This window comes from Microbacterium sp. NPDC056044, from assembly GCF_042267145.1.
Lineage (GTDB): Bacteria > Actinomycetota > Actinomycetes > Actinomycetales > Microbacteriaceae > Microbacterium.
The window spans coordinates 277,196-302,450 of sequence record NZ_JBHJWZ010000004.1; the positions used below are offsets into that span (position 1 = coordinate 277,196).

At 67.2% G+C, this 25,255-nt stretch carries 19 protein-coding genes; 13 read left to right on the plus strand and 6 right to left on the minus strand.

From position 1 onward, the window contains the following. Window positions 1-20 precede the first annotated feature (20 nt). Window positions 21-911, minus strand: a complete 891-nt coding sequence (locus ACFC1I_RS13155; RefSeq protein ID WP_376009994.1) for a glycosyltransferase — start codon at window positions 909-911, stop codon at window positions 21-23. 149 nt (window positions 912-1,060) lie between these two features. Here ACFC1I_RS13155 and glf point away from each other — a divergent pair, with 149 nt between their 5' ends. The 5 genes from glf to ACFC1I_RS13180 all read left to right on the plus strand — a co-directional run bounded on the left by glf (window position 1,061) and on the right by ACFC1I_RS13180 (window position 6,630). Further along, a complete protein-coding gene (gene glf / locus ACFC1I_RS13160) occupies window positions 1,061-2,197 on the plus strand; it encodes a UDP-galactopyranose mutase (RefSeq protein WP_376009996.1) in 1,137 nt (378 codons plus the stop codon). 23 nt (window positions 2,198-2,220) lie between these two features. Continuing rightward, window positions 2,221-3,027: an ABC transporter permease gene (locus ACFC1I_RS13165; RefSeq protein ID WP_376009998.1), complete on the plus strand. Its 807-nt coding sequence runs from the start codon at window positions 2,221-2,223 to the stop codon at window positions 3,025-3,027. Then, the gene (locus tag ACFC1I_RS13170; RefSeq protein WP_376010001.1) at window positions 3,027-3,785 is read left to right on the plus strand and encodes an ABC transporter ATP-binding protein; all 759 of its coding nucleotides are present in this window, start codon (window positions 3,027-3,029) and stop codon (window positions 3,783-3,785) included. The genes ACFC1I_RS13165 and ACFC1I_RS13170 overlap by 1 nt, the downstream gene beginning before the upstream one ends. A 249-nt stretch (window positions 3,786-4,034) precedes the next feature. After that, on the plus strand, window positions 4,035-4,892 hold the full coding sequence (locus tag ACFC1I_RS13175; protein ID WP_376010003.1) for an ABC transporter permease: 858 nt from the start codon (window positions 4,035-4,037) through the stop codon (window positions 4,890-4,892). Window positions 4,893-4,941: 49 nt separating this feature from the next. Further along, window positions 4,942-6,630, plus strand: coding sequence for an ABC transporter ATP-binding protein (locus ACFC1I_RS13180; protein ID WP_376010005.1), 1,689 nt, complete (start codon window positions 4,942-4,944; stop codon window positions 6,628-6,630). Between the two features lie 5 nt (window positions 6,631-6,635). Here ACFC1I_RS13180 and ACFC1I_RS13185 read toward each other — a convergent pair whose 3' ends face one another. Beyond that, window positions 6,636-8,939, minus strand: coding sequence for a glycosyltransferase (locus tag ACFC1I_RS13185; RefSeq protein WP_376010008.1), 2,304 nt, complete (start codon window positions 8,937-8,939; stop codon window positions 6,636-6,638). Window positions 8,940-8,994: 55 nt separating this feature from the next. On the opposite strand from ACFC1I_RS13185, the gene ACFC1I_RS13190 reads away from it, so the two are divergent. From ACFC1I_RS13190 to ACFC1I_RS13225, 8 genes are all read left to right on the plus strand, one after another. Next, on the plus strand, window positions 8,995-10,161 hold the full coding sequence (locus tag ACFC1I_RS13190) for a nucleotide sugar dehydrogenase (protein WP_376010011.1): 1,167 nt from the start codon (window positions 8,995-8,997) through the stop codon (window positions 10,159-10,161). A 145-nt stretch (window positions 10,162-10,306) separates the two neighbouring features. Further along, complete coding sequence (locus tag ACFC1I_RS13195; RefSeq protein ID WP_376010012.1) at window positions 10,307-11,785, plus strand: sugar transferase; 1,479 nt, start codon at window positions 10,307-10,309, stop codon at window positions 11,783-11,785. Between the two features lie 155 nt (window positions 11,786-11,940). Continuing rightward, window positions 11,941-12,744 carry a glycosyltransferase gene (locus ACFC1I_RS13200; protein ID WP_376010015.1) on the plus strand — a complete coding sequence of 268 codons (804 nt, stop codon included), beginning with the start codon at window positions 11,941-11,943 and terminating at the stop codon, window positions 12,742-12,744. Continuing rightward, on the plus strand, window positions 12,741-13,715 hold the full coding sequence (locus ACFC1I_RS13205; protein ID WP_376010017.1) for a glycosyltransferase: 975 nt from the start codon (window positions 12,741-12,743) through the stop codon (window positions 13,713-13,715). The genes ACFC1I_RS13200 and ACFC1I_RS13205 overlap by 4 nt, the downstream gene beginning before the upstream one ends. Window positions 13,716-13,717: 2 nt before the next feature. Then, the gene (locus tag ACFC1I_RS13210; protein ID WP_376010019.1) at window positions 13,718-14,881 is read left to right on the plus strand and encodes a glycosyltransferase; all 1,164 of its coding nucleotides are present in this window, start codon (window positions 13,718-13,720) and stop codon (window positions 14,879-14,881) included. Between the two features lie 63 nt (window positions 14,882-14,944). Beyond that, the gene (locus ACFC1I_RS13215; RefSeq protein ID WP_376010021.1) at window positions 14,945-15,808 is read left to right on the plus strand and encodes a glycosyltransferase family 2 protein; all 864 of its coding nucleotides are present in this window, start codon (window positions 14,945-14,947) and stop codon (window positions 15,806-15,808) included. Further along, window positions 15,798-16,832: a hypothetical protein gene (locus tag ACFC1I_RS13220; protein WP_376010024.1), complete on the plus strand. Its 1,035-nt coding sequence runs from the start codon at window positions 15,798-15,800 to the stop codon at window positions 16,830-16,832. The genes ACFC1I_RS13215 and ACFC1I_RS13220 overlap by 11 nt, the downstream gene beginning before the upstream one ends. A 21-nt stretch (window positions 16,833-16,853) precedes the next feature. Next, window positions 16,854-18,722, plus strand: a complete 1,869-nt coding sequence (locus ACFC1I_RS13225; RefSeq protein ID WP_376010026.1) for a DUF4012 domain-containing protein — start codon at window positions 16,854-16,856, stop codon at window positions 18,720-18,722. Window positions 18,723-18,764: 42 nt separating this feature from the next. On the opposite strand, the gene ACFC1I_RS13230 is transcribed toward ACFC1I_RS13225, so the two are convergent. The 4 genes from ACFC1I_RS13230 to ACFC1I_RS13245 all read right to left on the minus strand — a co-directional run bounded on the left by ACFC1I_RS13230 (window position 18,765) and on the right by ACFC1I_RS13245 (window position 25,234). Then, entirely contained in the window at window positions 18,765-21,245 is a 2,481-nt protein-coding gene (locus ACFC1I_RS13230; RefSeq protein ID WP_376010029.1) for a discoidin domain-containing protein, read from the minus strand. Between the two features lie 133 nt (window positions 21,246-21,378). After that, window positions 21,379-22,359 (minus strand): glycosyltransferase, encoded by a 981-nt coding sequence (locus ACFC1I_RS13235; RefSeq protein ID WP_376010031.1) that lies wholly within the window; start codon window positions 22,357-22,359, stop codon window positions 21,379-21,381. Between the two features lie 56 nt (window positions 22,360-22,415). After that, window positions 22,416-23,771, minus strand: a complete 1,356-nt coding sequence (locus ACFC1I_RS13240) for an O-antigen ligase family protein (RefSeq protein WP_376010034.1) — start codon at window positions 23,769-23,771, stop codon at window positions 22,416-22,418. After that, window positions 23,768-25,234, minus strand: coding sequence for an O-antigen ligase family protein (locus tag ACFC1I_RS13245; protein ID WP_376010037.1), 1,467 nt, complete (start codon window positions 25,232-25,234; stop codon window positions 23,768-23,770). Before ACFC1I_RS13245 ends, ACFC1I_RS13240 begins: the two co-directional genes overlap by 4 nt. Between the last annotated feature and the right edge of the window lie 21 nt (window positions 25,235-25,255).

Consider the following 25,255-nt stretch of genomic DNA (forward strand, 5'->3'; position numbering starts at 1 on the left):
TTCGGAACGCAGCCCTGGCGTTAGAAGGCGAAGATGTGCGCCAGCGTCGATTGTAGCCCGGTGCCGTTCCCGTGCCGGATGACGCCGGGGAGCTCGGCGACCCCGTGCAGCCGCGACATCACGCGCAGTCGCGCCGTCGTCGCGGTCCTGCGCCACCCCTTGCCGCGGGCCAGCGCGCGCGCCTGGGCGTAATAGGTCCGCTCGTCGCGGAAGCGTCGTCCGTCCAGGAGCGTCTTCTGCGACGCGCTGGCGCCGTGGCGGCGGTAGGAGAAGGAGAGCGTCGGGTTGTAGGCGAGGCATCCACCCTCGAAGGCGATGTCCATCAGCAGCGCCAGATCCTGGATGATCGGCAGCCCCTCGCGGAAATCGATGCGACGCATGGTCTCCGTGCGGAAGGTCAGTGAGGGCCAGTAGAGCCAGTCACCCCTGATGAGGCTCGTCGCCATCGCTTCTCCCCGCAGGACGGCGACGCCGTGCCCGCGCCGCGGGGCGAGGAGGCCGGACTTCACCCGGTCGACGAGCGGGCGGACGACGGTGCCGTGCTCGTCGATCACCTGGACGCCGGGTTGCACGACGTCCGCGTCGGGAACGGTGGCGATCGTCGCGCGAACGACATCGAGGTAGTTGGGGTGGAGGAGGTCGTCACAGCCGAGGATCGTGATGTGCTCGCTCGTCGCGCGCCGAATCGCCTCGCGGTAGTTCTCGGTGATGCCGAGATTCGTCTCGTTGCGGACATACACGACCCGCTCGTCATCGAGGCCGGCGAACCAGTCGGCGACGCTCTCGTCGGGGTACTGGTCGTCGAGGACGATGAGCCGCCAGTCGGGATCCGATTGGTTGAGGACCGACTCGACGGTCAGGTAGAGCAGACCGGGGTCTCCCCAGAAGGGGACGAAGATCTCGTGTGTCATGGCGCGACGAGCCTACGAGATCTGGCTGGGAGTCGGGGAATGCGTCGCCGGCGATCACCGGTCGACGGCACCCGCGTAGACTTCGAGGTCGGCGGTGTGCGGCCGCCGACGTCGAAGACCCCGGTCGCTCGGGAGAAAGCGTGCGCCGTATGGATCTGCTTGTCGTCGGCTCCGGCCTCTTCGGTCTCACCATCGCTGAGCGGGCGGCGGCATCCGGTCGCAAGGTCACGGTCATCGACCGTCGTCCGCACATCGGCGGGAACGCATACAGCGAGGACGACCCCGCTACGGGCATCGAGGTGCACAAGTACGGCGCGCACCTCTTCCACACGTCGAACCCTGGTGTCTGGGAGTACGTCAACCGCTTCACGACGTTCACCGACTACGTGCACCGCGTCTACACGAACCACAAGGGGGTCGTGTTCCCCCTTCCCATCAACCTGGGCACGATCAACCAGTTCTTCCAGGCGGCCTATTCGCCGGAGCAGGCGCGGGCCCTCGTTCACGAGCAGGCCGGTGAGTTCGATGCGAAGGATGCCGCGAACCTCGAGGAGAAGGGCATCGCCCTGATCGGGCGGCCGCTCTACGAGGCCTTCATCCGCGACTACACCGCCAAGCAGTGGCAGACCGATCCGAAGGACCTGCCCGCCGAGGTGATCAGCCGCCTTCCGGTGCGCTACACCTACGACAACCGCTACTTCAACGACACGTGGGAGGGGCTGCCGACCGACGGCTACACGGCCTGGCTGGAGCGGATGGCAGACCATCCCCGCATCGAGGTGAAACTCGACACCGACTTCTTCGACGAGTCGCAGCCGCTCAACAAGAAGGCCACCGTCGGTCAGCTCCCGATCGTCTACACCGGCCCTGTGGATCGCTACTTCGACTACGCCGAGGGCGCCCTTTCGTGGCGCACCATCGACCTCGAGCGGGAAGTGATTCCCGTCGGGGACTTCCAGGGGACCTCGGTCATGAACTACGCCGACTCCGACGTGCCGTACACCCGCATCCACGAATTCCGGCACTTCCACCCCGAGCGCGCCGACCGTTACCCGACGGACAAGACCGTCATCATGCGCGAGTTCTCACGGTTCGCCGAGCGCGGAGACGAGCCGTACTACCCCGTCAACACTCCTCAGGACCGCGACGGTCTGCTCGCCTACCGGGAGTTGGCGAAGGGGGAGAAGGACGTCCTCTTCGGCGGCCGCCTGGGCACCTACCAGTACCTCGATATGCACATGGCCATCGGGTCGGCGCTGTCGATGTGGAACAACCAGCTCGCCTGAGTCCGCGCCCGTAGGATCTTCAGGTGACCACTGCCGCCGTCGGAGCTGCCGGATCCCCGCAGCGCTATCTGCATTCGCTGTGGCTGTTGTCGGCACGCGATCTGCGAGTGCGATACGCGACGAGCGCACTCGGCTACCTGTGGTCGGTGCTCGACCCGCTCGTCATGAGCGCCATCTACTGGTTCGTCTTCACGCAGATCTTCCACCGCACCGTCGGGCACGAGCCGTACATCGTCTTCCTCATCACGGCGCTGCTGCCGTGGGTCTGGTTCAACACTGCGGTGTCCGATTTCACCAAGGCCTTCAGCAAGGACGCCCGGCTCGTGCGATCGACGGCCATTCCCCGTTCGATCTGGGTCAACCGCATCGTCCTGACCAAAGGCGTCGAGTTCCTCTGCTCACTGCCGGTGATCGTGCTCTTCGTCGTCGTCTCGCAGTTCACCGGCACGCCCGCGCAACTCAACTGGGGCATTCTGTGGCTGCCGGTCGCCGTCTTGCTGCAGGTCGTGCTGCTCGTCGGGCTCGGACTGATCGTCGCGCCGCTCTGCGTGATGTACACGGACCTCGAGCGCACGACGCGCCTCATCCTGCGCGCGCTGTTCTACGCGTCGCCCGTCATCTACGGCGTGGAGAATCTCCCGGGTGCGTTCGAGACACTCGCAGCGTTCAATCCGCTCTCCGGCATCTTCGCCCTCTACCGGGTCGGCTTCTTCCCTGAGGAATGGGACTCCTGGGTCATCGGCGTCGGGGCGGTCCTCTGCTTCGCGATACTGGGCCTCGGTGTCTGGGTGTTCCGTCGGCTTGAGCGTCCCGTGCTGAAGGAGCTGTGATGACGGAGGCATCCCTGGCATCCGAACACGCGATCGAGGTGGCGGACCTCGGAGTTCGGTTCCGCCGCAACCGGCGCGGACGCCGCAGCTTCAAGGACCTCTTCGCAGGGTCGCAGCGTCGCGCACGCCCTGGCGAGTTCTGGGCGCTGCGCGACGTGTCGTTCACAGTCGCGCCGGGTGAGTCGATCGGGGTCGTGGGTCGCAACGGCCAGGGCAAGTCGACCCTGTTGAAGCTGGTCGCAGGAGTGCTCCTCCCCGACGAGGGCACTGTGCGAGTCAACGGCGGCGTCGCGCCCCTCATCGAGATCACGGGCGGATTCGTGGGAGATCTCACGGTGCGCGAGAACATCTATCTCACCGCGGGACTGCACGGGATGCCGCGCGCCGAGGTCGCCCGCCGGTTCGACGGCATCCTTGACTTCGCTGAGATCGGCGACTTCGTCGACACCCCGTACAAGCACCTCTCGAACGGAATGAAGGTTCGTCTCGCGTTCTCTGTCGTCTCGGAGCTCGACGAGCCCGTGCTGCTCGTCGACGAGGTGCTCGCGGTCGGCGACAAGGCGTTTCGAGCGAAGTGCTATCAGCGCATCGACGAGCTTCTGGCCGATGGCCGCACGCTGTTCTTCGTCAGCCACAGCGAGGGTGACCTCCGCCGCTTCTGCAAACGCGGCCTCTATCTCGACAAGGGGCGTTTGGCGATGGATGCTGCGATCGAGGACGTTCTCGACCGGTACAACGCCGACTACTCGACGGGTTGAACGCCCGGAGGGCACACCGACTGACCCGCGGACTGCATTCCAGCTCACTCGCCAAGGCCTTGGTCCTCAGGCGGTTTCTGCGGCGCAAGTGCCGCAGAAGTGCGTGCGCCGGCATGAGCACCGCTCTCTCGGGCGCCGGCGGGCCGGCACACGGTGAAGGCGCGTGGCGCTCGGGATAAGATCGCTGATGGCCCGCTTGCGGTAGAGAACGCGCGGGGACACCACCCCCCCAATCGGAAAGGCAAGGCAATGGCCCAGCTTGACATGGAGGCGCCGCCGGCGGCGGGCCTCCAGCGAGTAGGTCAGCGGCCCGCTCTCCTTCCCTACCTAGCCGAGACTTGGCGACGCAGAAGTTTTGCTCTCACGCTCGCGGGGTATCGTCTCACTGCCGATCTGCTGCTCAACCGGTTGGGTGTGCTGTGGATCGTACTGAAACCGCTGTCCGTTGCGCTCGTGTACGGCACGATCTTCCATTTCCTCCTGTCGGGCGCCGCGCGACCTGCGAACTTTCTGCAGTATCTCATCGTCGGTGTTTTCGTTTTCGAGTTCTTCACGGGTTCGTTCAGTCAGGGCGCGAAGGCGATCACTGGCAACGCCAAACTGGTTCAAAGCCTGGGTTTTCCGCGCATTCTCCTGCCCGTGTCTGTCGTCGCCGAGCAGGCGATGAGGATGGTCCCGGTTGTGGTGCTCCTGGGAATCCTCCTGCTCGTGTTCGGCGAGCCACTGGCATGGTCGTGGCTTCTCCTCGTGCCGATTCTTGCGGTGATGGCGGTCTTCAATCTAGGCGTCGCCCTCGTTGTCGCGCGCATGTCAGTCCGAACCCGCGATGTACAGCAGTTCATCCCGATCATCACGCGGATTCTCTTCTACACAAGCGGGATCTTCTTCAGCGTCGATGGCGCGCTGGCCGACTACCCGATCCTCCTCACCGCAGTGCAGCTCATCCCCACGTACGACTTCATCGCGATCTCCCGCGACGTGATGCTGACCGGTTACACCGCGCCTGCCATCGCCTGGGTGGCCGCGCTCGCGTGGGCGACTTTCGGCATCCTGTTCGGGGTCGTCTTCTTCTGGCGCGACGAGGCAAGGTACGGTCTCAGTGACTGAATTCACTACAGGATCGGCCACGACCCCGGGCGTACCGTCGCCGCGCCCGATGATCGTGACCGACGACGCGCACGTTACGTACCGGGTGTACGCCTCGGGCAAGCGCCTGACCGCGCGCGACGCGATGTTCAGCATGAATGCGCTGCGTGGTGGCCGTGCCCTCCATTCCGTTCACGCTCTTCGAGGTGTGAGCTTCACGGCTTCCGAGGGGGAGACGATCGGCGTCGTCGGCCACAACGGGTCGGGGAAATCGACGTTGTTCCGCGCGATGACCGGTCTCATCCCGACCTCGCAAGGATCCATCTGGGCGGCGGACCGCCCCGTGCTGCTGGGCGTGAACGCGGCTCTCGTGCCTGGACTCTCGGGAGAGAACAACATCAAGCTCGGCCTGCTCGCCATGGGCTTCAGCCCCGAGGAGGCGGCCGCGAGCGTCGACGAGATCGCCGACTTCGCGGAACTCAACGAGTTCCTCTACCACCCGATGCGAACGTATTCGTCTGGAATGGCGGCGCGCTTGCGCTTCGCCATCGCGTCGGCGCGGCCTCACTCGATCCTCCTCATCGACGAAGCCCTCTCGGTGGGGGACCGACGCTTCAAGCTCAAGAGTGAAGAGCGGATCCGTGCTCTTCGCGATTCTGCAGGTCTCGTGATGATCGTGAGCCATTCGGCAGGATCACTACGGGATACCTGCGAGCGTGTGCTGTGGATCCATAAGGGAGAATTGGTCGCCGACGGTCAGACTGACGCCGTGATCGACGACTATCTCGCCTGGACGAAGAAGCCCGGCGGAGCAGTGGGAGCCGCAAGCGTGGTACGAGCCAAAGAGTCTCTCTCCAAAGCCGCAGTGCCCGCGGCCACCGCCGTGAGCACGCCGATGGTGGATGCGCCCACGTCGCCTCTCCCGGTGCCTGCGGAGAATGAACAGACCGCATCCCGTCGTGAACGGTTCCGACGAGCGGTTCAGCATAGTCGTCGGCGCCGCGCCGCCGCCGTAGTCGTAACCAGCGCCGCCATACTGGTCGCACTCGGCGCCGTCGCCGCGATCGCCGCTCCGGGTACTACGTCGGAGGTCCCGGAGGTTCGAGTGACTCCGGGTGCGGACGGCGACGCGCCGACGATCGAGAGCTTCACTTCTGGTTCTGCGTCAGCTGTGTGCATCGCTCCAGAAGGCAAGACACAAGTTCCACTGAATTGGACGATCGACGGCGCTTCCCGCGTCGCGATCGCCTCGGCACCGAACGAGATCGACGCGTTCGAGAAGCCACTTCACGACAACTTGCCCACAAGCGTCTCCACGTTCCTCGTGTCGTACCCGTGCGAGGAGGCTTCACGCGCGTACACGCTGATGGCAGAGTCTCCAGACGGCGGACGGGTGAGCACCTTTGTGATCGTGTCGCGGACGATTGCGCGTACCCCTTCCCCCACCCCGACACCGACGGAGATTTCGACGCGGCAGCCTGTCAGAGGGCAGGGCGGTGATGCTGAGAGGGGCGGCAGCTCCGACACCAGCACCGGAGGCGGCACTGACACCGGAGGCAACCCTGACTCTGGGAGCGGGGGAGTCGTGGATCCCGGCCCGGTGCCGGAGCCTAGTTCCCCGCCGACGTCGGAGCCGACGCCAGTACCGACAACGGAGCCGACGCCCGAACCGTCGTCACCGCCGGAGGAGACGCCGCCCCCGCAGCCGACCGACCCTGTACCGACGCCGGCGCCGACGGAGACTCCTGCCGCTCCGTGACCTCATCAGCGCCGTAACCAACGCTTCACGCGCCGCGCGACGCGTGCCACGCCGGGTATTCCGATCAGGGTCGCGCGGACTCGTGCCTTCGCGCCGAAACCACCTCTCGAGCGCGCTCGAGACGCGCCGCGCTCGGCATAGAACGTCATGAGCGCGAGGAGCAGTGCAGAGTCTGCCTGCGTCGGTTCGGGCGAGTATTCGGCGGGCAGTTCGCCAGCGAGGAGTTCAGCGTAGAGACTGCCGAGGTCGGGCTCACGCGCTCGGTGCGAGGCCAGCAGCGAGGCTTTGGACACGGCCACGTAGCGGTCTGGTTCAGCGATGAGCTGTGCGATCTGTCGCGCGAGCGAACCCGCGTCGCCCTGAGGGGCCGTCACAACGCCGCCGTTGTCCCGCAGCAGACTGAACCACGGCAACTCGTACATCGCTACCGGGAGCCCGCGCGACTGAGCCTCGGCGATGGTGAGCGGGTAGCCCTCGATGATGCTTGTGGACACGAAGACGTCTGCGGCGTCGATGGCGTCCAGAAGCGGTGCGCCGTGCAACGGCCCCACAGCGCGGACGCGGTCGTCGATGCCGAGCCGACGCGCATCGGCGTTGAACCGTCGTGCGGTTGTGCCGTCGGAATCCGGACCGATCACCGTCAGGTGAAAGTCCACACCGAGGTCGCACAACTTCTGGGAGACGCTGAGCAGCTCGCTGATCCGTTTTGTCGACTCCTCCAGCCGACCCCACCACGCCAGTGAGACACGACCCAGAGGCGCGGATCGCGGGGCAGGGAATTCCCCAGGGGCGCGCAGCAGGGAAGAGGGCGGATTCGGCATGTAGGCCACATGGCGCACGCTTCGAAGCTTGAAGTAGCTCACATCGAGAGGCGACAGAACGACCAGCAGCGCGAGCGCGCCGCTGTACCGTTCCAGCCGCGTCAATCGATCGGTGCCCTCATAAACGGGGCGGGCGACGAAACTGTGCACCCACCCGATCGTCGCCGCCCCCTCCGACCGCGCCATCAGTGCGAATGCCGGCCAGTGTGGCGTGTGCAGCACTTGGTGGTCGATGACCACGTCGATCGCGTCCGAGCGGCAGAGGTCCGCCCATTCCTCCAGTTGGGCGCTCAGTCCGCGACCACTCAGTTCGACGAATTTCACGCCTGCGGGCAGCGCAGCGCGATCGCTGCCTGGCTTCCGCGCGACGATCACGACACGGTGGCCGTTTTCGGTGAGGTAGCGCGCCTGCGCCAAGAGCACTTCCGTCACGCCGCCGGCCGTCAAAGACGACGTTGCGAGGACAACATTGCGGACGGGCTCCGCGTCCAGAGGCTCATGAGGTGCGAATCGCGCCAGGTCCGTCAGCGTATCCGGATAGAAGCGGGCAGTGGCGCGGAAGACGTCGGAGGGAGACGAGCGCGCATAAACCAGCTCGAGTGCATCTGCGACTACTCGGTCGTCACTGCGAGTGACGACCTGGTGGCACACGTATCCGATGATCGACTGCCGTACCGATTCGTAGGCGCTCAGCAGGAGTCGGCGGTCCGGGTGCCTGCTGGCGAGTGCGTCCACCGCCGGACGGATGCTCTCGACGGAGTCGATCGCGCCTGCGTAGAACTGCGCCCGATCGATGCTGTCGACGCGGTGCCCGCTGCCACCACGCCCGAGGTGATAGCGATAGAGGCGATGGCGCGTCGAGACGTATCGCTCCGCAAGTGCGGCCACCAGGAACGCCAGCGGGAGGTCGTTGACGCGTGACAGCACGAGGTCTTCCGGGAGCATCGCGTATGCGTCCCGCAGGATCCTCGACGTGAACAGGTGGCGCCAAAGCTGCCCCTGCGCAGGCTCGCCCACAGGGAAGAGGCCGCGCAGCACATCCGTCCCGTTGAGAGCGCGGTGGGTCGGTTGGAGCCGCTGTTCGTACGATCCGCCCGTTCGGCCATCCTGCCCGACGACAGTCACGCCGAAACCCACGACGTCGGCGCGAGACCTCCTCGCGTGAGCGATGGCCGTGCGAGCGGCGTTCTTCTCCAGTTCGTCGTCGCCGTCGACGAACAGCACGTGCGAGGCGGCGGCCGCGAGAATACCCGTGCGTCTGGCCTGGAGCGCCGATCGGTTCGTGTCGTGACGAATCAAGCGGACCCTGGAGTCGCGGGCCTGGAAGCGCTCGACGACCTGAACCGTCTGGTCGGTCGAGGCATCATCGACGCAGACCACTTCGATGTCAGGCAGCGTCTGCCCGAGGCAGCTCTCCAGGGTGGCCTCGATGGTCTCCCCGTCGTTGAACAGCGGTACCACGATAGAGAGGAGCGGTGCCGGCGTCATCGGCCGCAATCTTACTCGGCACGCCGGGGTCGACGCGCTCGGGTACCCTGGCGCCATGAAGATCGCCATCGCAGGCACGGGTTATGTGGGCCTGTCGAACGCCGTCATCCTCGCTCAGCATCACGAAGTCATCGCCGTCGATATCGACCCGCGGAAGATCGAGCTCCTCGAACGCCGCATCTCGCCTATTGCGGATGCTGAGCTCGAGGAGTACCTGGCGACGCGCGAACTCGATCTGCGAGCGACCACCGATGCCGCGGACGCCTACTCGGCAGCGGACTTCGTCGTGGTGGCGACCCCGACCAATTACGACGAGGAGTCGAACTACTTCGACACCTCGTCGGTCGAATCCGTCATCGACGTCGTGCTCTCGGTGAATCCCCATGCCGTGATCGTCATCAAGTCCACGGTCCCTGTCGGGTTCACGGCGCGCATGGTCGCGGAACATGTGGGCGCCTCCATCATCTTCTCTCCCGAGTTCCTTCGGGAGGGACGCGCCCTGTACGACAACCTCCACCCGTCGCGGATCGTCGTCGGGGATCGGGGTCCCGCGGGGGAGCGGTTCGCCGGATTGCTGCTCGAGGGGGCGATCGACGTGGATGTGCCGGTGCTGCTGACCGACTCCACCGAGGCCGAGGCGATCAAGCTGTTTGCCAACACGTTTCTGGCGCTGCGCGTCGCGTACTTCAACGAACTCGACACCTATGCGGCGGTGCACGGTCTCGACGCCCGCCAGATCATCGAGGGGGTCGGTCTGGACCCGCGCATCGGTTCGCACTACAACAACCCGTCGTTCGGATACGGCGGATACTGCCTCCCCAAGGACACGAAGCAGCTCCTCGCGAACTATTCGGAGGTCCCCCAGAACCTCATCGCCGCGATCGTGGACGCGAACCGGACGCGCAAGGATTTCGTGGCGTCCGACATCCTCGCCCGCAACCCCACCACCGTCGGCGTCTACCGCCTCGTCATGAAGTCGGAGTCGGACAACTTCCGCGCATCGTCCATTCAAGGAATCATGAAGCGCATCAAGGCCAAGGGCGTCGAGGTGGTGGTCTACGAGCCCGCGCTCGAGGCCGATGACTTCTTCAACTCCGATGTCGTGCGAGACCTCGACGAATTCAAGGCGCGGTGCGACGTCATCATCGCGAACCGCAATGCCGGCGATCTGATCGACGTCGCGGCGAAGGTGTACACGAGGGACATCTACGGACGGGACTGACCCCCTGCCCAGTGCAGTGCGGCTTTCGCGCATGCCTCGCGGCGTCGGATATTCTGTGAATCGTTGAAGGCACGCGGCGGAGAGGGATCTGCGCGATGCCGCGGACGGGCGTCGCTCCAGGCGCTTGAGCAGAGCCGGGGAGATGATGCGACGGGGCAACTCTCGAGTGCGCCGGGCCACGCGACACGTCAAGCCTCGGCGTTCATCGCGTGACTGGCCGGCGCGGTACGCGGGCCGGCTCGTCTACAGCGACCTGGCCGTGATCGCCGCGGTCCTCGTAGCCTTCCGCATCTTCGGAATGCCTCCGTACGCGGTCGAGGTCTCGTGGGTGGATGGACCCACGTTCCCGTACCTCTTCCTCCTGGTGCTCGTCGCCGTGCTGTGGCTGATCGCGCTGAGTGTCTTCGATACCCGCGACAGACACATCGTCGGCAGTGGGACGATCGAGTACGCGCGCATCGCCAACGCGAGCCTCGCCCTGTTCGCCTTCCTGGTGTCTCTGGCCTTCTTCTTCCGCATCGAGGTGTCGCGCCTGCTCCTCCTCGTGGCGCTGCCATTCGGCGCAGTGCTGCTCATCATGTCCCGCTGGATATGGCGGCAGTGGCTTCGCCGGCAACAGAAGAGTTCGAAGTACGTCTATCGCGCCGTCGTGCTCGGAGAGGCGACGAAGGCGGCACATGTCGTCGCGGCCATCCAACGGACGCCCGCGACGGGTTTCGACATCGTCGGCGTCGTGTCGAACGGCCGCAGCGAGCCGTTCATCCGTGGCGTGCCGGTTGTCGGCGGCTTCTCGACGGCAGTGAACGCGATGGATGCGGTCGACGCCGACACCGTCATCGTCGCCGGCTCTGCGGACCTCGACCCGTTGGCGCTGCGGCGCCTCGGCTGGGCTGTCGCAGACCGGGACGCGAACCTCGTGGTCGCCCCCGAGCTCACCGATGTCGCCGGGCCGCGGATCCACTCCCGCGCGGTCGCCGGCCTGCCTCTCGTCCATGTCGACTTCCCGGCACTCGAGGGTTACCGCCGCTTCATCAAGCGCGCCTTCGACATCGTCGGATCGGTTCTCCTCGTACTGATCGCGTCGCCTCTGATGATCGCGACGGCCATTGCCATCCGCATGGAGGGGCCAGGATCGATCCTCTACCGGCAGGTGCGCATCGGCCGCCGCGGGACCCCGTTCGGAATGATCAAGTTCCGTTCGATGACCGCGGACGCCGATGATCAGCTCGCCAGCCTGCTCGATCTGCAGGGGACCAGCGACCGGCCGCTGCACAAGGTGGTCGACGACCCCCGCATCACGCAGGTGGGCCGGTTCATCCGACGGCACTCGATCGACGAACTGCCTCAACTGTTCAACGTGCTGGTGGGCACGATGAGCCTTGTCGGGCCGCGGCCTCAACGTCAAGCCGAGGTGATCCTCTACGACGACGCGGCTGAACGGCGTCTGCTCGTCAAGCCGGGCATGAGCGGGCTCTGGCAGGTCAGTGGGCGTTCCTCGCTGACGTGGGAGGACGCGATCCGCCTCGATCTCTACTACGTCGAGAACTGGTCGTTCATGCAGGACCTCCAGATCCTGTTCCGCACGGTGAAAGCGGTCCTCGTCCCAGGCGACAGCGCCGGGTGAGCGCTTCGCCGCACCACCAATCGTGAGTCCGTCGCGCAAGGGGGCCTGAGAGAGCGCGGCTACCATAGGGGTGGTCTGTGTCCGGTGCGAAAGGAGGGCGGCGCTCAGTGAAGCCTGGCTCCACCCCGAATGACCGCGCCGCGGCGGGTATCACCGTGTCTCTGATCACCGTGACTCACAACAGCGCCGAGACCCTGCGCCGCTGCTGGGGCTCGTCGTCGCTCCCGGAAGGCGTGGAGTGGGTTGTCGTCGACAACGCCTCTGCCGACGCAAGCGCCTCGGTGGCTCGTGAACTCGGCGCGAAGGTGATCGAGGCCGGAGCCAACCTCGGCTTCTCCGCTGCCAACAATCTGGGACTCGATCACGCGCAAGGGGGCTTCATCGGGTTCGTGAATCCCGATGTGGTGGTGGAGTTCGACGAGCTCGCCGGCCTGGCGGCTGTCGCCCGCGAGCGTGGCGCGCTGGTCGCCCCACAGCTGCTCAATGCCGACGGCACCGAGCAGCCGAACGGTCGTGGGTTCCCGCTGCTGATCTCGAAGGTGCGTCATCGACTGCGTGGCGGCGACCCGACCTACCTCCTGCGCTCCGACGACGGAACGCCCCGAGCGGTGTGCTGGGTGATGGGCGCAGCGCTCCTCGGCGATCGTGCCGTCTTCGAGCGGTTGGGCGGCTGGGACGACCGCTTCTTCCTCTATTACGAGGACAAGGACATCGGCCTTCGCGCGTGGAAGGCCGAGGTTCCGGTGCTCCTGGTGCCCACGGCACGATGGAAGCACGGGTGGGCGCGCGAGACGACGTCGCTGCGCTGGGCTCCGTGGCGCCGTGAGATCGCATCGATGACGAAGTTCTACACTCGCTACCCGGAGTTCCTGATCGGGAAGCGAGCGAGTCGGCGGGCCCATCCACTCGCCGCTGCCGGAGTGTACGGTGACGCGACACGGCCAGGACTCGTGGGATGACCGCGCATGAGACCAGGGACAACACGACGCTGATCGCGACGGTGCTCGACGAGGAGCGATCCCTGCCCGCGTTCCTCGCGAGCCTGGAGTCGCAGACCGTCCATCCGGCGGAGATCGTCGTGGTGGATGGAGGATCCAGCGATCAGACAGTCGACCGCCTGCGTGCATGGACTCCGGCCTGCGGTTGCCGCGTGATCGTGCACGCTGCGCCGGGGGCAGGTATCTCGGCCGGGCGGAACCTCGCCATCACGCTCGCGACGAACGAGCAGATGGTGGTCACTGATGCCGGCACTGCGCAGCGAAGCGATTGGTTCGCGATGCTGACCGCGCCGTGGGAGCACGACCCCGATGCAGTGATCGCCGGCTTCTTCGAACCCGCAGGAGACTCCTTCTGGTCTCGGACGATCGCGGCAGTGATCACTCCGACGCGGGAGGAGATCGATCCGAAGACCTTCCAGCCATCGAGCAGGTCTGTCGCATTCCCTCGGGGAGTGTGGCGAGAGGTCGGGGGATACCCGGAATGGCTCGACTACTGCGAAGATCTCGTGTTCGATCTGGCGATCCGCGAGACCGGACGGCAGTTCACGTTCGCACCTGACGCGATCGTCGCATGGGTCGGCAGACCGAACCTCCGGGCGTTCGCGAAGCAGTACTACCGATACGCACGGGGAGACGGCAAGGCCGGCCTCTTCCCGGGACGTCACCGCCTGAGATACGGGGCGTACGCCTTCGCACTGATCGCATGGTGGATCTCGCCCTGGCTGTTCCTCGTCGGCGCGATCGGCTTCGCCGCTTATGTCCGCACGCCGGTGCGACGGGTCTGGGAACGACGCAGGATGTTCGGCAGACCCGCTACGGCTGGGGCTCTCCTCGCCGCACCGCTTGTCGTCGTCGTGGGCGACGTGGCGAAGATGGCGGGCTACCCTCCAGGGGTCGTGTGGCGCCGTCGCCGCGCGCGCGGAGTTCGCTGACTATGCCCGAAGCATCGCCACCGCGCGTCGTGCTCGTCTGGCGCAACGATGTGCTGCACGGATCCGAGACGTTCATCCGCAATCAGGTCGACGCCACCCGAGGATGGCGAGCCATCCTCGGCGGCGCACGACGATGGGAGTCGGCGCTCTCGGCCCCGACGGACGAGATCCTGTTCGGGAGCGCCCCCATCGAACGCGTGAGGCGCCGGCTCTTCCTCATGACGGGAAGGTCGTCGAGGCTGGACCGACTCATTCGCACCCAGCGCGTGTCGCTCGTCCACGCACATTTCGCAACCAGTGCGACGGCCGTCGCCGGCACCGCGCGCCGATTGGGCCTGCCGTTCGTCGTGACCGTGCACGGCTTCGACGTCACCAACCACGCGATGCGTCGGGGGCGGCGTGGCGCGCGCGACGCGCGGCGGATGCGCCAGGCCCTCCAGGCGGCCAGTCGCGTCGTCGCGGTCTCGGACTTCATCGCGACCCAGACCATCACCGCCTTCGGCGTGGACCCCGAACGTATCCGCGTACTGCCGATCGGGGTTCCGGTTCGCCCGAGCCCGGCGCCGGTCCGGGTGACGAGGGATCTCGCGTTCGTCGGCCGGCTCGTCGACAAGAAGGGCGTGCCCGATCTGCTCGCCGCGCTGTCGCTGCTGGCCGGACGGGGTCTCCGCCCGTCGCTCGCGATCGTCGGGGAAGGGCCGATGCGAGCGGCTCTCGAGGAAGAGGCCGCCTCTCGCGGGCTCTCCGTGGAGTTCCTCGGGCATCTGCCCCCGGACGACGTCGCGCAGGTGCTGCGGGAGTCGAGGGTCTTCGTGGCGCCCTCGCGAACAGCATCCAACGGTGACGCGGAGGGCTTCGGGATGGTCTACCTCGAAGCCGCGCTCGCGGGCATCCCCGCGATCGCATACAGGCACGGCGGCGTTCCGGAGGCGATCGTCGACGGGGTGACCGGTCTCCTCGCGGACGAAGGCGACATCGAGGGCCTCGCCGCCTCCATCGAGACCTTGCTCGCCGATACCGATGTGCGTGCGGAGATGGGGCGCGCCGCCGAGGCGCGCGTGCGCGCGGAGTTCGACATCCGGCCCCGCACCGATGCCCTGGTCGCGCTGTACGACGAAGTGTCGACCGAGGCTGCCGCCACGCCCGCCGGAGTCTCCGATGCCTGAGCGCGATCGGTGCGGGCGTCTGCGTCCACTATTCTCGGGGTGCCGCGGCGAGAGCGAGGAGAAGTGAACGTCGACGTCTCAGTCGTCATACCGACACACGAACGCGCCGATCTCGTCGGACGGGCGATCACCTCGGCGTTCGCTCAGACGGCGCGTCCGGCTCAGGTCATCGTCGTCGATGATGCGCGGGACGCGGAGACGGAACGTGTCGTGCGGGCGCTCATGCAGACGTACGGACCGGCGCTGACATATCTGCCGGCAGAGCCCGGGCCGACCGCCGGCGCATCCGCGTCGCGCAATGCAGGGGTTGCTGTGGCCGCCTACGGGCTGATCGCATTCCTGGACGACGACGACTGGTGGGATGACCGCTACCTCGAGCAGGCGGTCGCGACCCGCGCACTCTCCCACGCCGACGTCGTCGTCACGCCCAGCTGGATGGTCGTGGAAGGGGCACGCGAGGAGTGGGCGCAGCCGTCTCCGCGAGCGTTCGCGAGTTTCCGGCCCGGGGTGACCGGATCCAACGTCCTCATCACGCGCGACGCCTTCGACAGCGTCTCGGGATTCGACACGGGCATGTGGGTCATGAACGATGTCGACTTCTTCGTGCGACTCCGTGAATCGGGTGTGTCGGCCGTCGCCGCGCCCGACCGGCTCGTGTACAACGAAGGGCGCGGCGACGGTCATCTGACCTCGGCGAGCGAGCGTCGTGCGCAGGGCCTGGAGCACTTCCTGGCTGTGCACGGGGGCCGTATGGACAGGAGCGCGGTCCGGCTACTGAAGCGACGCATCCACGCCGCCCGCATCTCGCACGAGTCACCACGGCTCCAGAGGATCCGTCATCAGCTCGGCGTGGTGTGGTTCTCGACGCCTGCGGATGTGAGCGGGACTCTGCGGAGACGACTGCGAGGGCGCGGACGTGCGCACTGATCCGGAGATGGCCGTCGACGTCGTCGTCCTGTGGGTGGACGTGGCCGACAAGGAGTGGCAGCGGCGTCGCGCCGCGGCGTCAGGCCAGGAATCGTCGGGCTATGTGGGGGCGACGAACGAGTGGGACACGCTGCGCTATCTCCTTCGTGGCATCGACCGCCATTGCCCGTGGGTTCGCCGCGTGCATCTGGTGACTCCCGGTCACACGCCGGCATGGCTGGACCCGGAAGCCGGCGTCGCGGTGGTCGACCAGGACTCGATCCTTCCCGCCGGCCATCCGCCGAGCTTCAACTCCATGGCGATCGAGGCGAACCTCGATCGCATTCCCGGCCTTGCCGACCACTTCCTGTACTTCAACGACGACATGCTCGTCGTGAAGCCGACACGGCGCGCGGACGTCTTCCCGCGCGGGCGCCCCGCCGGATTCGCGATCCAGAACGCCGGCACCGGGTCGGGCGCCTGGTCCCACTGGGTCCTGAACGCGGTGGGGATCATCGACCGGGCGTTCGACAAGCGCACCGTCATGCGTCGCCGCCCCTGGCAGTGGTTCTCACCGAGATACGGGCGCTATCTTCTGCGCAACATCGCGCTGCTGCCCTGGAAGTCGTTCACCGGCTTCTTCGAGCCGCACCTGCCGATGGCGCTGGAGCGCCGGACGTTCGCGGAGGTCCGCACGGCTGCGCCGCGAGAGATGGAGCGCACCACCGATGCCACCTTCCGGTCGCTCGACTGCGTCATCCCCTTCGTCTACCGCTACTGGCAGCTGTGCACGGGACGGTTCACCCCTGTCTCACCCGACCGGTACGGACGCTTCTTCGAGATCCGTGCGGACGCCATCGACGCGATCGAGCGTGAGCTTGCGCGTCCCCGGGGACACTTCCTGTGTCTCAATGACAACGGCGACGCCGACGACGCTGAGCTCCGCGCCCGAGTAGGGCACGCGCTCGAGGCCGCCCTTCCCGGTGCGTCGAGGTTCGAGCGCAAGGACGCGGGAGACAGGCCGCGGATCAGCGCTTTCCCATGAGCAACGTGATTGAATCGTGCGGTGTCCGTCCCCTCGTCCCCCTCGCCGACCCGTCGTGAGCGATCGGGCGATGCACGCACCCGTCGCCGCACGTCCCGTCGTCGCTGGATGTGGGTGGGTGGCACCGCGCTCGTCCTGCTCGTCGCCGCCGTCGCCTGGATCGGCATCCGGGGTCTCATGGCGAAGAGCGACCTGGAAGGCGCCCAGAACCAGATCGGCGCGCTGAAGAAGCAGGCGCTCGCCTTCGATGTCGAGGGCGCCGGGGCGACGCTCGATGCGATCGCCGCACACACCAGTCGTGCCGCCGTTCTCACGGGCGACCCGGTGTGGCGGGTCGCCGAGTACATCCCACTCGTCGGACCGAATCTGACGGCAGTGCGCGAGCTCGCCGCGGTGACCGACGAGACGATCGCCGGAGTCGTGCGCCCCCTCCTGTCCGCAGTGTCGGTGATGGACCCCGGCTCGCTCCAGCCCAAGGACGGAGCCATCGATCTGGCTCCGTTCGTCGCGGCCGCCGAACCGGTGTCGAAGGCCAATGCGAGCCTGCAGCGGGTTCTGACGCGTGCTGAGGCGATCCCGGACGGCAACACGCTCGGACCGGTTCGTGACGCCCGGACGAAGGTCGTCGGCATGCTGACCGAGATCTCGCCGATGCTGTCCGCGCTGCACACCGTGATTCCTCTCCTGCCCACGGCGATGGGTGCCGAAGGACCGCGCTACTACGCGCTGATGTTCCAGAACCCCGCTGAGCCGCGCGCGCTGGGCGGTGCCGCACTCAGCTTCACGCTGCTCGAAGTCGACAACGGCAAACTCAGCCTGGTCGAGACCGTGGCTGCGTCGACCGGTGCGTTCTCGAAGTACCCGGAGTCGGTGATCCCCATCCCGGACGGCGCCGAGAAGGTGTATCCCTCGGGGGAGTTCGGCACGTTCATCGCCGAGGCATCCGCCCGACCGAGCTTCACGACGGCCGGCGAGATGGTGACCGAGACGTGGAAGCGGCAGTTCGGGCAGGACCTGGACGGCGTCGTGTCCATCGACCCGATCGCCCTGGGCTACGTCCTCCGGGCCACCGGTCCCATCAAGATCGCCAAGGGCGATGTGCTGGACGAGAACAGCCTCGTGCCGCTTCTCTTGAACGGGGTCTACCTGCGTTATGGCGACTTCTCGCCGAAGGCTGCCAACAGGAGGCACGACGCGCTCTACGCCAAGGTCGTATCCGCGGTCTTCGGCGCGCTGACCGGCGGTGATCTCGACGCGAAGAAGCTGATGTCGGGACTCGCCCAGGGCTGGGACGAGCGGCGCATCCTCTTCTGGAGCGCGCACCCGGAGGAGGAGTCGCAGATCGCCAAGCTCGGCCTCAACGGCGAGCTGCCGATCACGGACGACTCCACCGTTCGCGCCGGGCTCTACCTGCAGGACAGCATCGGGTCGAAGCTGAGCTTCTACCTCCGGCAGTCCGTCTCTCTGAGCCACGGGGGATGCTTCGACGACGGGCGCACTTACTACCGCGTCGCCGTCGACCTGACCAACACCCTCGATGCCGCTGTCGCCCCCGGGCTCCCGTTTCACATCACGGGCGAGTGGGCACGCGTGGGCGCAGGAGTCGGAGTCAATCGCATGACCATACGGCTCTACGCTCCTCCCGGCTCAGAGATCGTCGGGGCCACCGTCGACGGCGCCCCGATCGCGCTCGAAGACATGCATGACACCGACTACCCGGTCGGCAAGACCGTCGTAGAGGTCCAGCCCGGCGGTCGTCTGTCACTCGTCTACTACTTCGCGCTCGAGGGCGACGCGAGCCGGAACTTCGAAGCACAGATCACGCCGCTGGTCACTCCGACGAAAGTGAAGACGCCGGCTCTGGACTGCGCGTCCGTCCCGCGCGGCTGAGGCGCCGCACCCCGGCACTCCGGACTCGGAGACGCCGGAACCTCACTCGGCGGGCACCTGCGAGACGCTCACGTCGTCCACGGATGCCTCGGCCGCGCCCTTCGCGTTCGTGAGGGTGATCGTGACGCTCGTCTCCGTGGCATCCGTCGTGAAGGTCAGCCAGCAGTGCTGCCAGTTCGAGGTCGACGTGGTCTTCTCGGTGCTTCCCGACGCCGGGCGCGTAGCCGTGAGCGTCACCGGTTCGTCCGCCGAGGCCGCCTTGACGTAGGCGCCGACCGTGTAGGTCGTCGACGGTCGCAGGCCCCGGATCTCCGTGGCGACGGACGCGCCGCCGTCCAGCCGGGCGGCGTTCTGACCACGATGAGCAGCCTCCTCGCCGACGACGACGTCACCCTTGGAGGTCCATCCGGTCAGATCTCCGGTCTCGAATCCGCCGTTGGGCACGCCGGTGCGGTAGACCTCCATCTCCGCGAGCTGGAACGCGTAGGAGCTCTCCTGGCCCGTCACCGCGCCGAGCGTGGTCGCGGTGACCTTCACGAAGCGCACCTCGATCGGTTCGAACGAGAAGGTCTGTTCGCCGGAGACCTGGGGGGCGGCTGGATCGCCCTTCACCGTGGCCAGCGGCTTCCATTCCGTGCCGTCTACGGAGCCGCTGATCTCCGCGTCGATCGGGTAGCCGGAGCTCGCCTGCGACCGCGTCGTATAAGGCCAGAGAGACACGCTGTCGATCGGGCTCAGCTCTCCGAGATCGACCGTGAGGGATTCCGCTGCCTCGGCCGTCGGGTGCCGATCGGAGCTCCAGCCGCGGACGACGCTCTCCTTGACGTCCACGGAGTAGCGGCGACCGTCGTTCGCCGCTGCGACCGACCACCCCTTCGCCGGATCCTCGATCGAGCTCGACGCGGAGGCGACGGCTCCCGATACCGCGGATGCCAGCGTGATCGCCGCGGGCTCGACGCTCCCCGTCGGAGTGCCGGCGTCGAGAGCGGTCTCTTCGAGTTTCAGCTCGACCACGCCGGCAGCCGGGACGGTGACGTCCCCGGAGTATTCGCTCGTCGGCGCGATCACCTCGTCAGCACTCACGGGTGCGTTCTCGTTCGGGCTCGGGTAGCTGGGCATGACGGTGGTCGAGGAATCCGAGTATCCATTGCCCTGCGTGCCGCTGATCACGCGCTGCGTCACGCGCACGTTCTTCTTCTCGTACGGCAGGTCCTCGAGAGACAGCGTCGCGGTCGCATCGGAGTCTGTGGTGTTCCAGAGCAGAACCGTCGTGGCAAGCGACGCGCTGTCTTTCGTGGCGAAGCCGCCGATGGCGCGCGTATCGGTCCCCGCGCCCGAGGCTGACAGAGGGATGCGCGTGTCGCCGAGGTGCGAGTACATCTCGAAGACGTTCCCGGCGGACTTGCGGTGGCCGTCCACCGTGATGAGCCCCAGATCACCGTTGTACGGGAGTGCGTACGTCAGGCCCTCGACCGGCGAGAAGTAGAACATACGCTCGGCAGAGGACTCGGTCGCCAGGGCGAGCCGCCGCGCCACGTAAGCCGCACCCGTCGGACTCGAGTTGCTGTCGGATCCGAACCCCGGCCCGGAGTTCATGGTGGGGTTCAGCGCCCACTCGGTGATGAGGACGGGAATGTCGAGACCGGCATCGACGAGAGCCGACTCGGCGGCGTCGACGACATCCCAGTTGTCGCTCGAGTAGCTGTGGACGGAGAAGAAGTCGACGGGGATGTCGGGACGGGTCGACGCGAACGTGATGAACTTCCCGGAGATGTCGCCCTCGGAGGTGAAGTAGGCCGCGGTCGCGCCGCCGACGCGCGCGGTCGGATCGGCGGCCTTGACGGCGGGCGCGCTCGCCTCGTACAGCGCGTTGTACTGGCTTGCGGTCCATCCGTCGTGATCGGGCTCGTTCCACACCTCCCAGTCCCAGCCGGTGTAGCCGAGGCTCACGTAGTGCGAGACCACTGCGGTCACCGCATCGGTCCATCCGGCGAGCTCCGGCACATCGTGCGTCTTGCCGAATGCCGAGGGCGTGTAAGAGAGGGCGAGAAGCGGCTGCATGCCCTGGTCGATGATGTCGAGCACGACGGCGTCGAGACGGGTGAAGTCGTAGGTGATGGAGCCGTCGGGCGCGGTGCTGACGACCTGATAGTAGGTGTCGTTGAGGACGTGATCGATGCGCACCTCTCGGATGCCCATCTCGGAGAGCTGGGGGAGGCGGTCTACGAACCAGTGCGGGTTCGTCATCGGGGCGTAGCCGCCCTGCGAGGCGTTCAAGATCTGGTCGGAGTCGTAGTCGACGCCGGAGTCCGCATAGTCCGCCGAGAACGTCACCGGCGTGGCGGTGCCCGTGGGGACGAAGGCGGCCGGCGAGAGGACGGTCGCGAAGTCCGGCTGCGCGGCGTACTGCGGGGGCGGCGAGGCGGTGCACGCGGCCAGAACCAGGGCAAGCGCCCCGAGCGTGACGACGGCGGCGCGTCGGCGGTGACCAGGCTTTCCGGTGCGAGGTGCGGAGGTCGTCACTGGCGGCCCTTCCTGATGGTCGTCGAAACGAAGATGATCGAAGACCGGTGCGGCGCCTTCGTCGGTCGATTCTAGGCGGCTGTGCGGACCGGTGATGTGCGCTGCGGTGCCGCGCTGGATCGGGCCGCGTGGATCAGCTCGCCGCAGGCACCAGCGACGGCATCGGCTGCCACGAGGTGTCCTTGGCGATCTTGCGCCCGTCTCGCAGGCCGCGGAACAGGTTCGACGTGCCACGGAAAGTGCGCTCGACGAACACCAGCCGGATGAGCTCCTTGCCGAACGTCAGGCTCGTGCCCAGGCCGAACAGCAGCGGGTTGTAGACGTCGAGCGAGCGGTAGTACTTCTTGATGTACGCGCGGTTGCGCATGATGTAGTACCGGTACGCGTTGCTCGACGCGTTCATGTGGCGGATGCCCATGTCCCACTGCTTGATCTCGCGGGTGCGACGCAGCACGAACTCGTCGACGATCACCGACTCGGTCTTGCGCGAGGCGAGCCAGCCGTACATCTGGTCGTCCCAGTAGATGAAGAAGCGCGGATCGGGCAGGCCGATCTGCTGCACGATGTCGCGGTGGATGAACATGCCCTCGAAGCAGCCGGAGTTCATCGGCTTGTAGCCGGACTCGTCGAACTCGGCGGGAGCGAAGGGGATCGGGATGCCGAGAGGCTCGGCGACGCGGTACTGCCAGTAGAACGCGCTGCCGTCGTAGTCGTAGCGGCGGCCCTGGATGCTCTTGAAGCGCGGCGCCCACTTGCCCATCTTCGCGAGGCCGTCGGGGAGCACCTCGACGTCGTCGTCCATGAGCCAGATCCACTCGGAGCCGAGCTCATAGGCGACGCGCATGCCCTCGCTGAACCCGCCGGAGCCGCCGGTGTTCGTGTCCAGTCGGCGGTACACCAGCTCCGAGGGCTCGAGGCTCTCGCGGAACGACTCGACGACGTCCGTGGTGTCGTCCGTCGACGCGTTGTCGATGATCACGATGTGGCCGGGTTTGGGATCCATCGTGGTGAGGCTCGTCAGCAGGCGCGTGAGCAGGCCCGACCGGTTGAAGGTCACGACCGCGATGGTCGCGCTGGCGGGGTCGAACTGCACGGCAGACGAATCGTGGGTCACGGGGATGATCTCCGGAAAACGGTGGCTGGCGCCGAGACGTCGGGCCGGAGAGAAGCCTACCCTGCCGGCCCTGGCTCTCCCTGGGCGTGCGGCAGCCCCGAGCCGCCCGCAGCCGCCGGGCCCGCGGCATCCGTTCCGCTGTCGAGCTTCTCGCGCCAGGAGCGGGACTGGCCCGCCCGGACCGCGCACAGGACGAGCATCATCCACCCGAGCCCCGTCAGCGTGAAGCTCTCGAACATCGAGTCCACGAGGAGTGCCACGAGCATGAGCGGCGTCCACGCGTAGACGACCGACCGGCGCTCGCCCGCGACCAGCCACGACCGCCCGAGGGCCAGCGCGCCGAGCGCGAGGAACAGCACCAGCCCGACCCAGCCGAGCTGCAGCGCCACGTCGAAGTACGCGTTGAGCCCGGTCGCGTGGTCCTTGTCGAGCCAGAAGTTGATGGCGTTGAAGGGGTACTCGCCCTGGTCCCAGACTCCGAACCAGCCGAAGCCCTGCACGGGCCTCTGGCGGAGGATGTCGACCATGAAGTTCCACAGCTCGACGCGCATCGAGAAGTCGGTGCCGGCTCCGAGCAGGGCGATGATCTGGTGCCGTGCCACGTAGCCCACGAACACCCCGATGACGACGAGGGCTCCGAGAGCCAGCTGCAGGCCGGCGCGGCGCTCGGGGCGGGCGTGGCGCACCAGTGCGAGAGCGCCGACCGCGAGCCCGACACCCGCGGCGAGCACGACGACGGTGGGGGAGTCGCTCAGCACTGCAAGGCCGCCCGCGAGCACGACCGACGCCACCGACAGACCCGGCCGCACCGACTGCGTGCGGTACTCGATGAGGAACGTGATGAGCGCCATCACCGCGACGAAGCCGAGCAGGTTGCGCGTGCCGAAGATGCCCTGCACCGGGCCGAGCTCGGCGATCCTGCCCTGGATGCCGAGGAACGTGAACGGCACGTCGAGCAGGATGCCCGAGAGCACCTCGAGCGCGAGCGAGGCGGCGAGCAGCGCACGCAGCACATCGCCGAGCGCGCGCACGGTCTGCAGCGTGTCGCGCACGTGCCCGATGACGACCGCGAGGAACGCGAGCGCCGCCATCGACACCCAGCTCCAGAACGACGCGGTCGAGTCGCTCGACCAGAAGATGCTCACGAACGCCCACACGACGAACATCACGACGGTCGTGGGAACGAGTCGCAGCACGGAGAGCTCACGGCGGCGCGCCACCATCATGGCCACGCCGAAGACGCACAGGCCGGCGACGATGGTCACGTAGGTGACGCGGCCGGCGATCCGCTCGATCGCGTACGCCGAGAAGACGGTGGCGAAGACGACGAGAGTGAAGGCGCGGGCGAAGGATGCTGAGGCCAGCAGTGTGCCCAACCACCCGGGCGCTGCGGCAGGCGGCGAGTCGGTCACGCGCCGCGCCCTGACGGCAGGTCGTCTGCCGCGGCCGCCGGCGTGCCCGGCTGGCGCCCGCCGGGGGCGTCGCGCTCGACGGCGTCGCCCCGCTCGATCGCCACGGTCCGCTCGGCGGGGCCCAGGCCGACGTGCGGCGACTGCTTGATCTTCGAGCCGAGCATCACCAGGAAGAGCCAGCCCCACAACAGCAGCGGACTCGACTCGGCGAGACCCTGCACCAGCAGGATCGCGCCCACGAGCGTCGGCAGGAGCGTGATCGGCGAGTACGGGCGGTCGGCGCGGAGGTCCCATCGCGGCCGGTCGATCGCGAAGAACCACGCGCGCCAGATGAACGCGAGGTACAGGAGCGCCAGCAGCACGACGCCGATGATGCCGAGCTGCATCGCGACGTCCACCCACATGTTGTGGGCCTGCATGACGAGCTGGCCGTGGTCGATGATCCGCACGTCGAACGCCTCGTCGCCGGTCACCCACGGGGTCGCGAAGCCCCATCCGGTCCAGGGGCGCTCGGCGGCGCGCGCGAGCACCTCCTCCCAGATGCCCTCGCGGCCGGTGAGGTCGGCGCTGCGGCCGAGGGTCGAGAAGATCCAGTCGCGCAGCAGCCACAGCGCCAGCAGGCCGCCGAGGCCCACCACGACATAGCCGACGTAGTACTTCGTGCGCTCGCCGGGCTTCGTCGCCCGCCGCATCAGCAGCACCGTGACCAGCACGACCACGACGGCGGCGGCCGTCAGGTACGCGGTCGCCGAACCGGCGCGCACGAAGAGGAACGCAGAGAGCCCGATCCAGATCCAGAGGAAGGTGCGTCGCGGCGCGCCGGACCCGAGACGGATGGCGAAGACGATGATCGCGAGCAGGGCCACGGGCGCCAGGAGGTTGGCGTTGCCCATGATCCCCTGAATGCGCTTGTCCCACTCGAAGAGGTTGTTGCGCGACCAGTACTCGATGGGGTCGCCGGCCTTCTCGACGACGAACCCCGGCATGATCGGCGCGCGCACGAACACCCACACCCACAGCTCGAACAGGAACGAGAGTGCCATCACCCACTTGAGCGCCGACGCGGCCGCGCGCACGAGCTCGCGCCACGTGAGGACGCTCCCGATGAACAGCGCCTGCAGCGTGGTGATCCACAGCAGCAGCAGCGTGAGGGCCGTCGTCGCGGGCCAGGCCGACCACGTCAGCGACAGCGTCGCCCACGCGACGTAGGCCACGACGAACCAGGGGAGCCGCCGCCACTGCACGGGCGGTCGCAGCACGATCCACAGGATCGCCGACAGCACTCCGCCGGCGATCGTGATCACGGCCGTCGTCAGCTCGCCGAACGCGTTCACCCATGCGGTGCCCGACAGCGCCATGACGAGCACGAAGATGCACCAGCCGCGCAGCATGAGGTGGCCGGTCTTCTCGCGGACCGGCGGTTCCGGCGGCGCCGACGCCGGATGCTTGGAGTGGACGGCCATCGCTCTCAGGGTACCCCGGGC

Excerpts from the sequence above, each read along its gene's own strand:
- ACFC1I_RS13155 (WP_376009994.1), bottom strand. The coding sequence starts at position 911 with ATGACACACGAGATCTTCGTCCCCTTCTGGGGAGACCCCGGTCTGCTC.
- glf (WP_376009996.1), top strand. The coding sequence starts at position 1,061 with ATGGATCTGCTTGTCGTCGGCTCCGGCCTCTTCGGTCTCACCATCGCT.
- ACFC1I_RS13170 (WP_376010001.1), top strand. The coding sequence starts at position 3,027 with ATGACGGAGGCATCCCTGGCATCCGAACACGCGATCGAGGTGGCGGAC.
- ACFC1I_RS13175 (WP_376010003.1), top strand. The coding sequence starts at position 4,035 with ATGGCCCAGCTTGACATGGAGGCGCCGCCGGCGGCGGGCCTCCAGCGA.
- ACFC1I_RS13180 (WP_376010005.1), top strand. The coding sequence starts at position 4,942 with ATGATCGTGACCGACGACGCGCACGTTACGTACCGGGTGTACGCCTCG.
- ACFC1I_RS13185 (WP_376010008.1), bottom strand. The coding sequence starts at position 8,939 with ATGACGCCGGCACCGCTCCTCTCTATCGTGGTACCGCTGTTCAACGAC.
- ACFC1I_RS13190 (WP_376010011.1), top strand. The coding sequence starts at position 8,995 with ATGAAGATCGCCATCGCAGGCACGGGTTATGTGGGCCTGTCGAACGCC.
- ACFC1I_RS13195 (WP_376010012.1), top strand. The coding sequence starts at position 10,307 with ATGCGACGGGGCAACTCTCGAGTGCGCCGGGCCACGCGACACGTCAAG.
- ACFC1I_RS13205 (WP_376010017.1), top strand. The coding sequence starts at position 12,741 with ATGACCGCGCATGAGACCAGGGACAACACGACGCTGATCGCGACGGTG.
- ACFC1I_RS13210 (WP_376010019.1), top strand. The coding sequence starts at position 13,718 with ATGCCCGAAGCATCGCCACCGCGCGTCGTGCTCGTCTGGCGCAACGAT.
- ACFC1I_RS13245 (WP_376010037.1), bottom strand. The coding sequence starts at position 25,234 with ATGGCCGTCCACTCCAAGCATCCGGCGTCGGCGCCGCCGGAACCGCCG.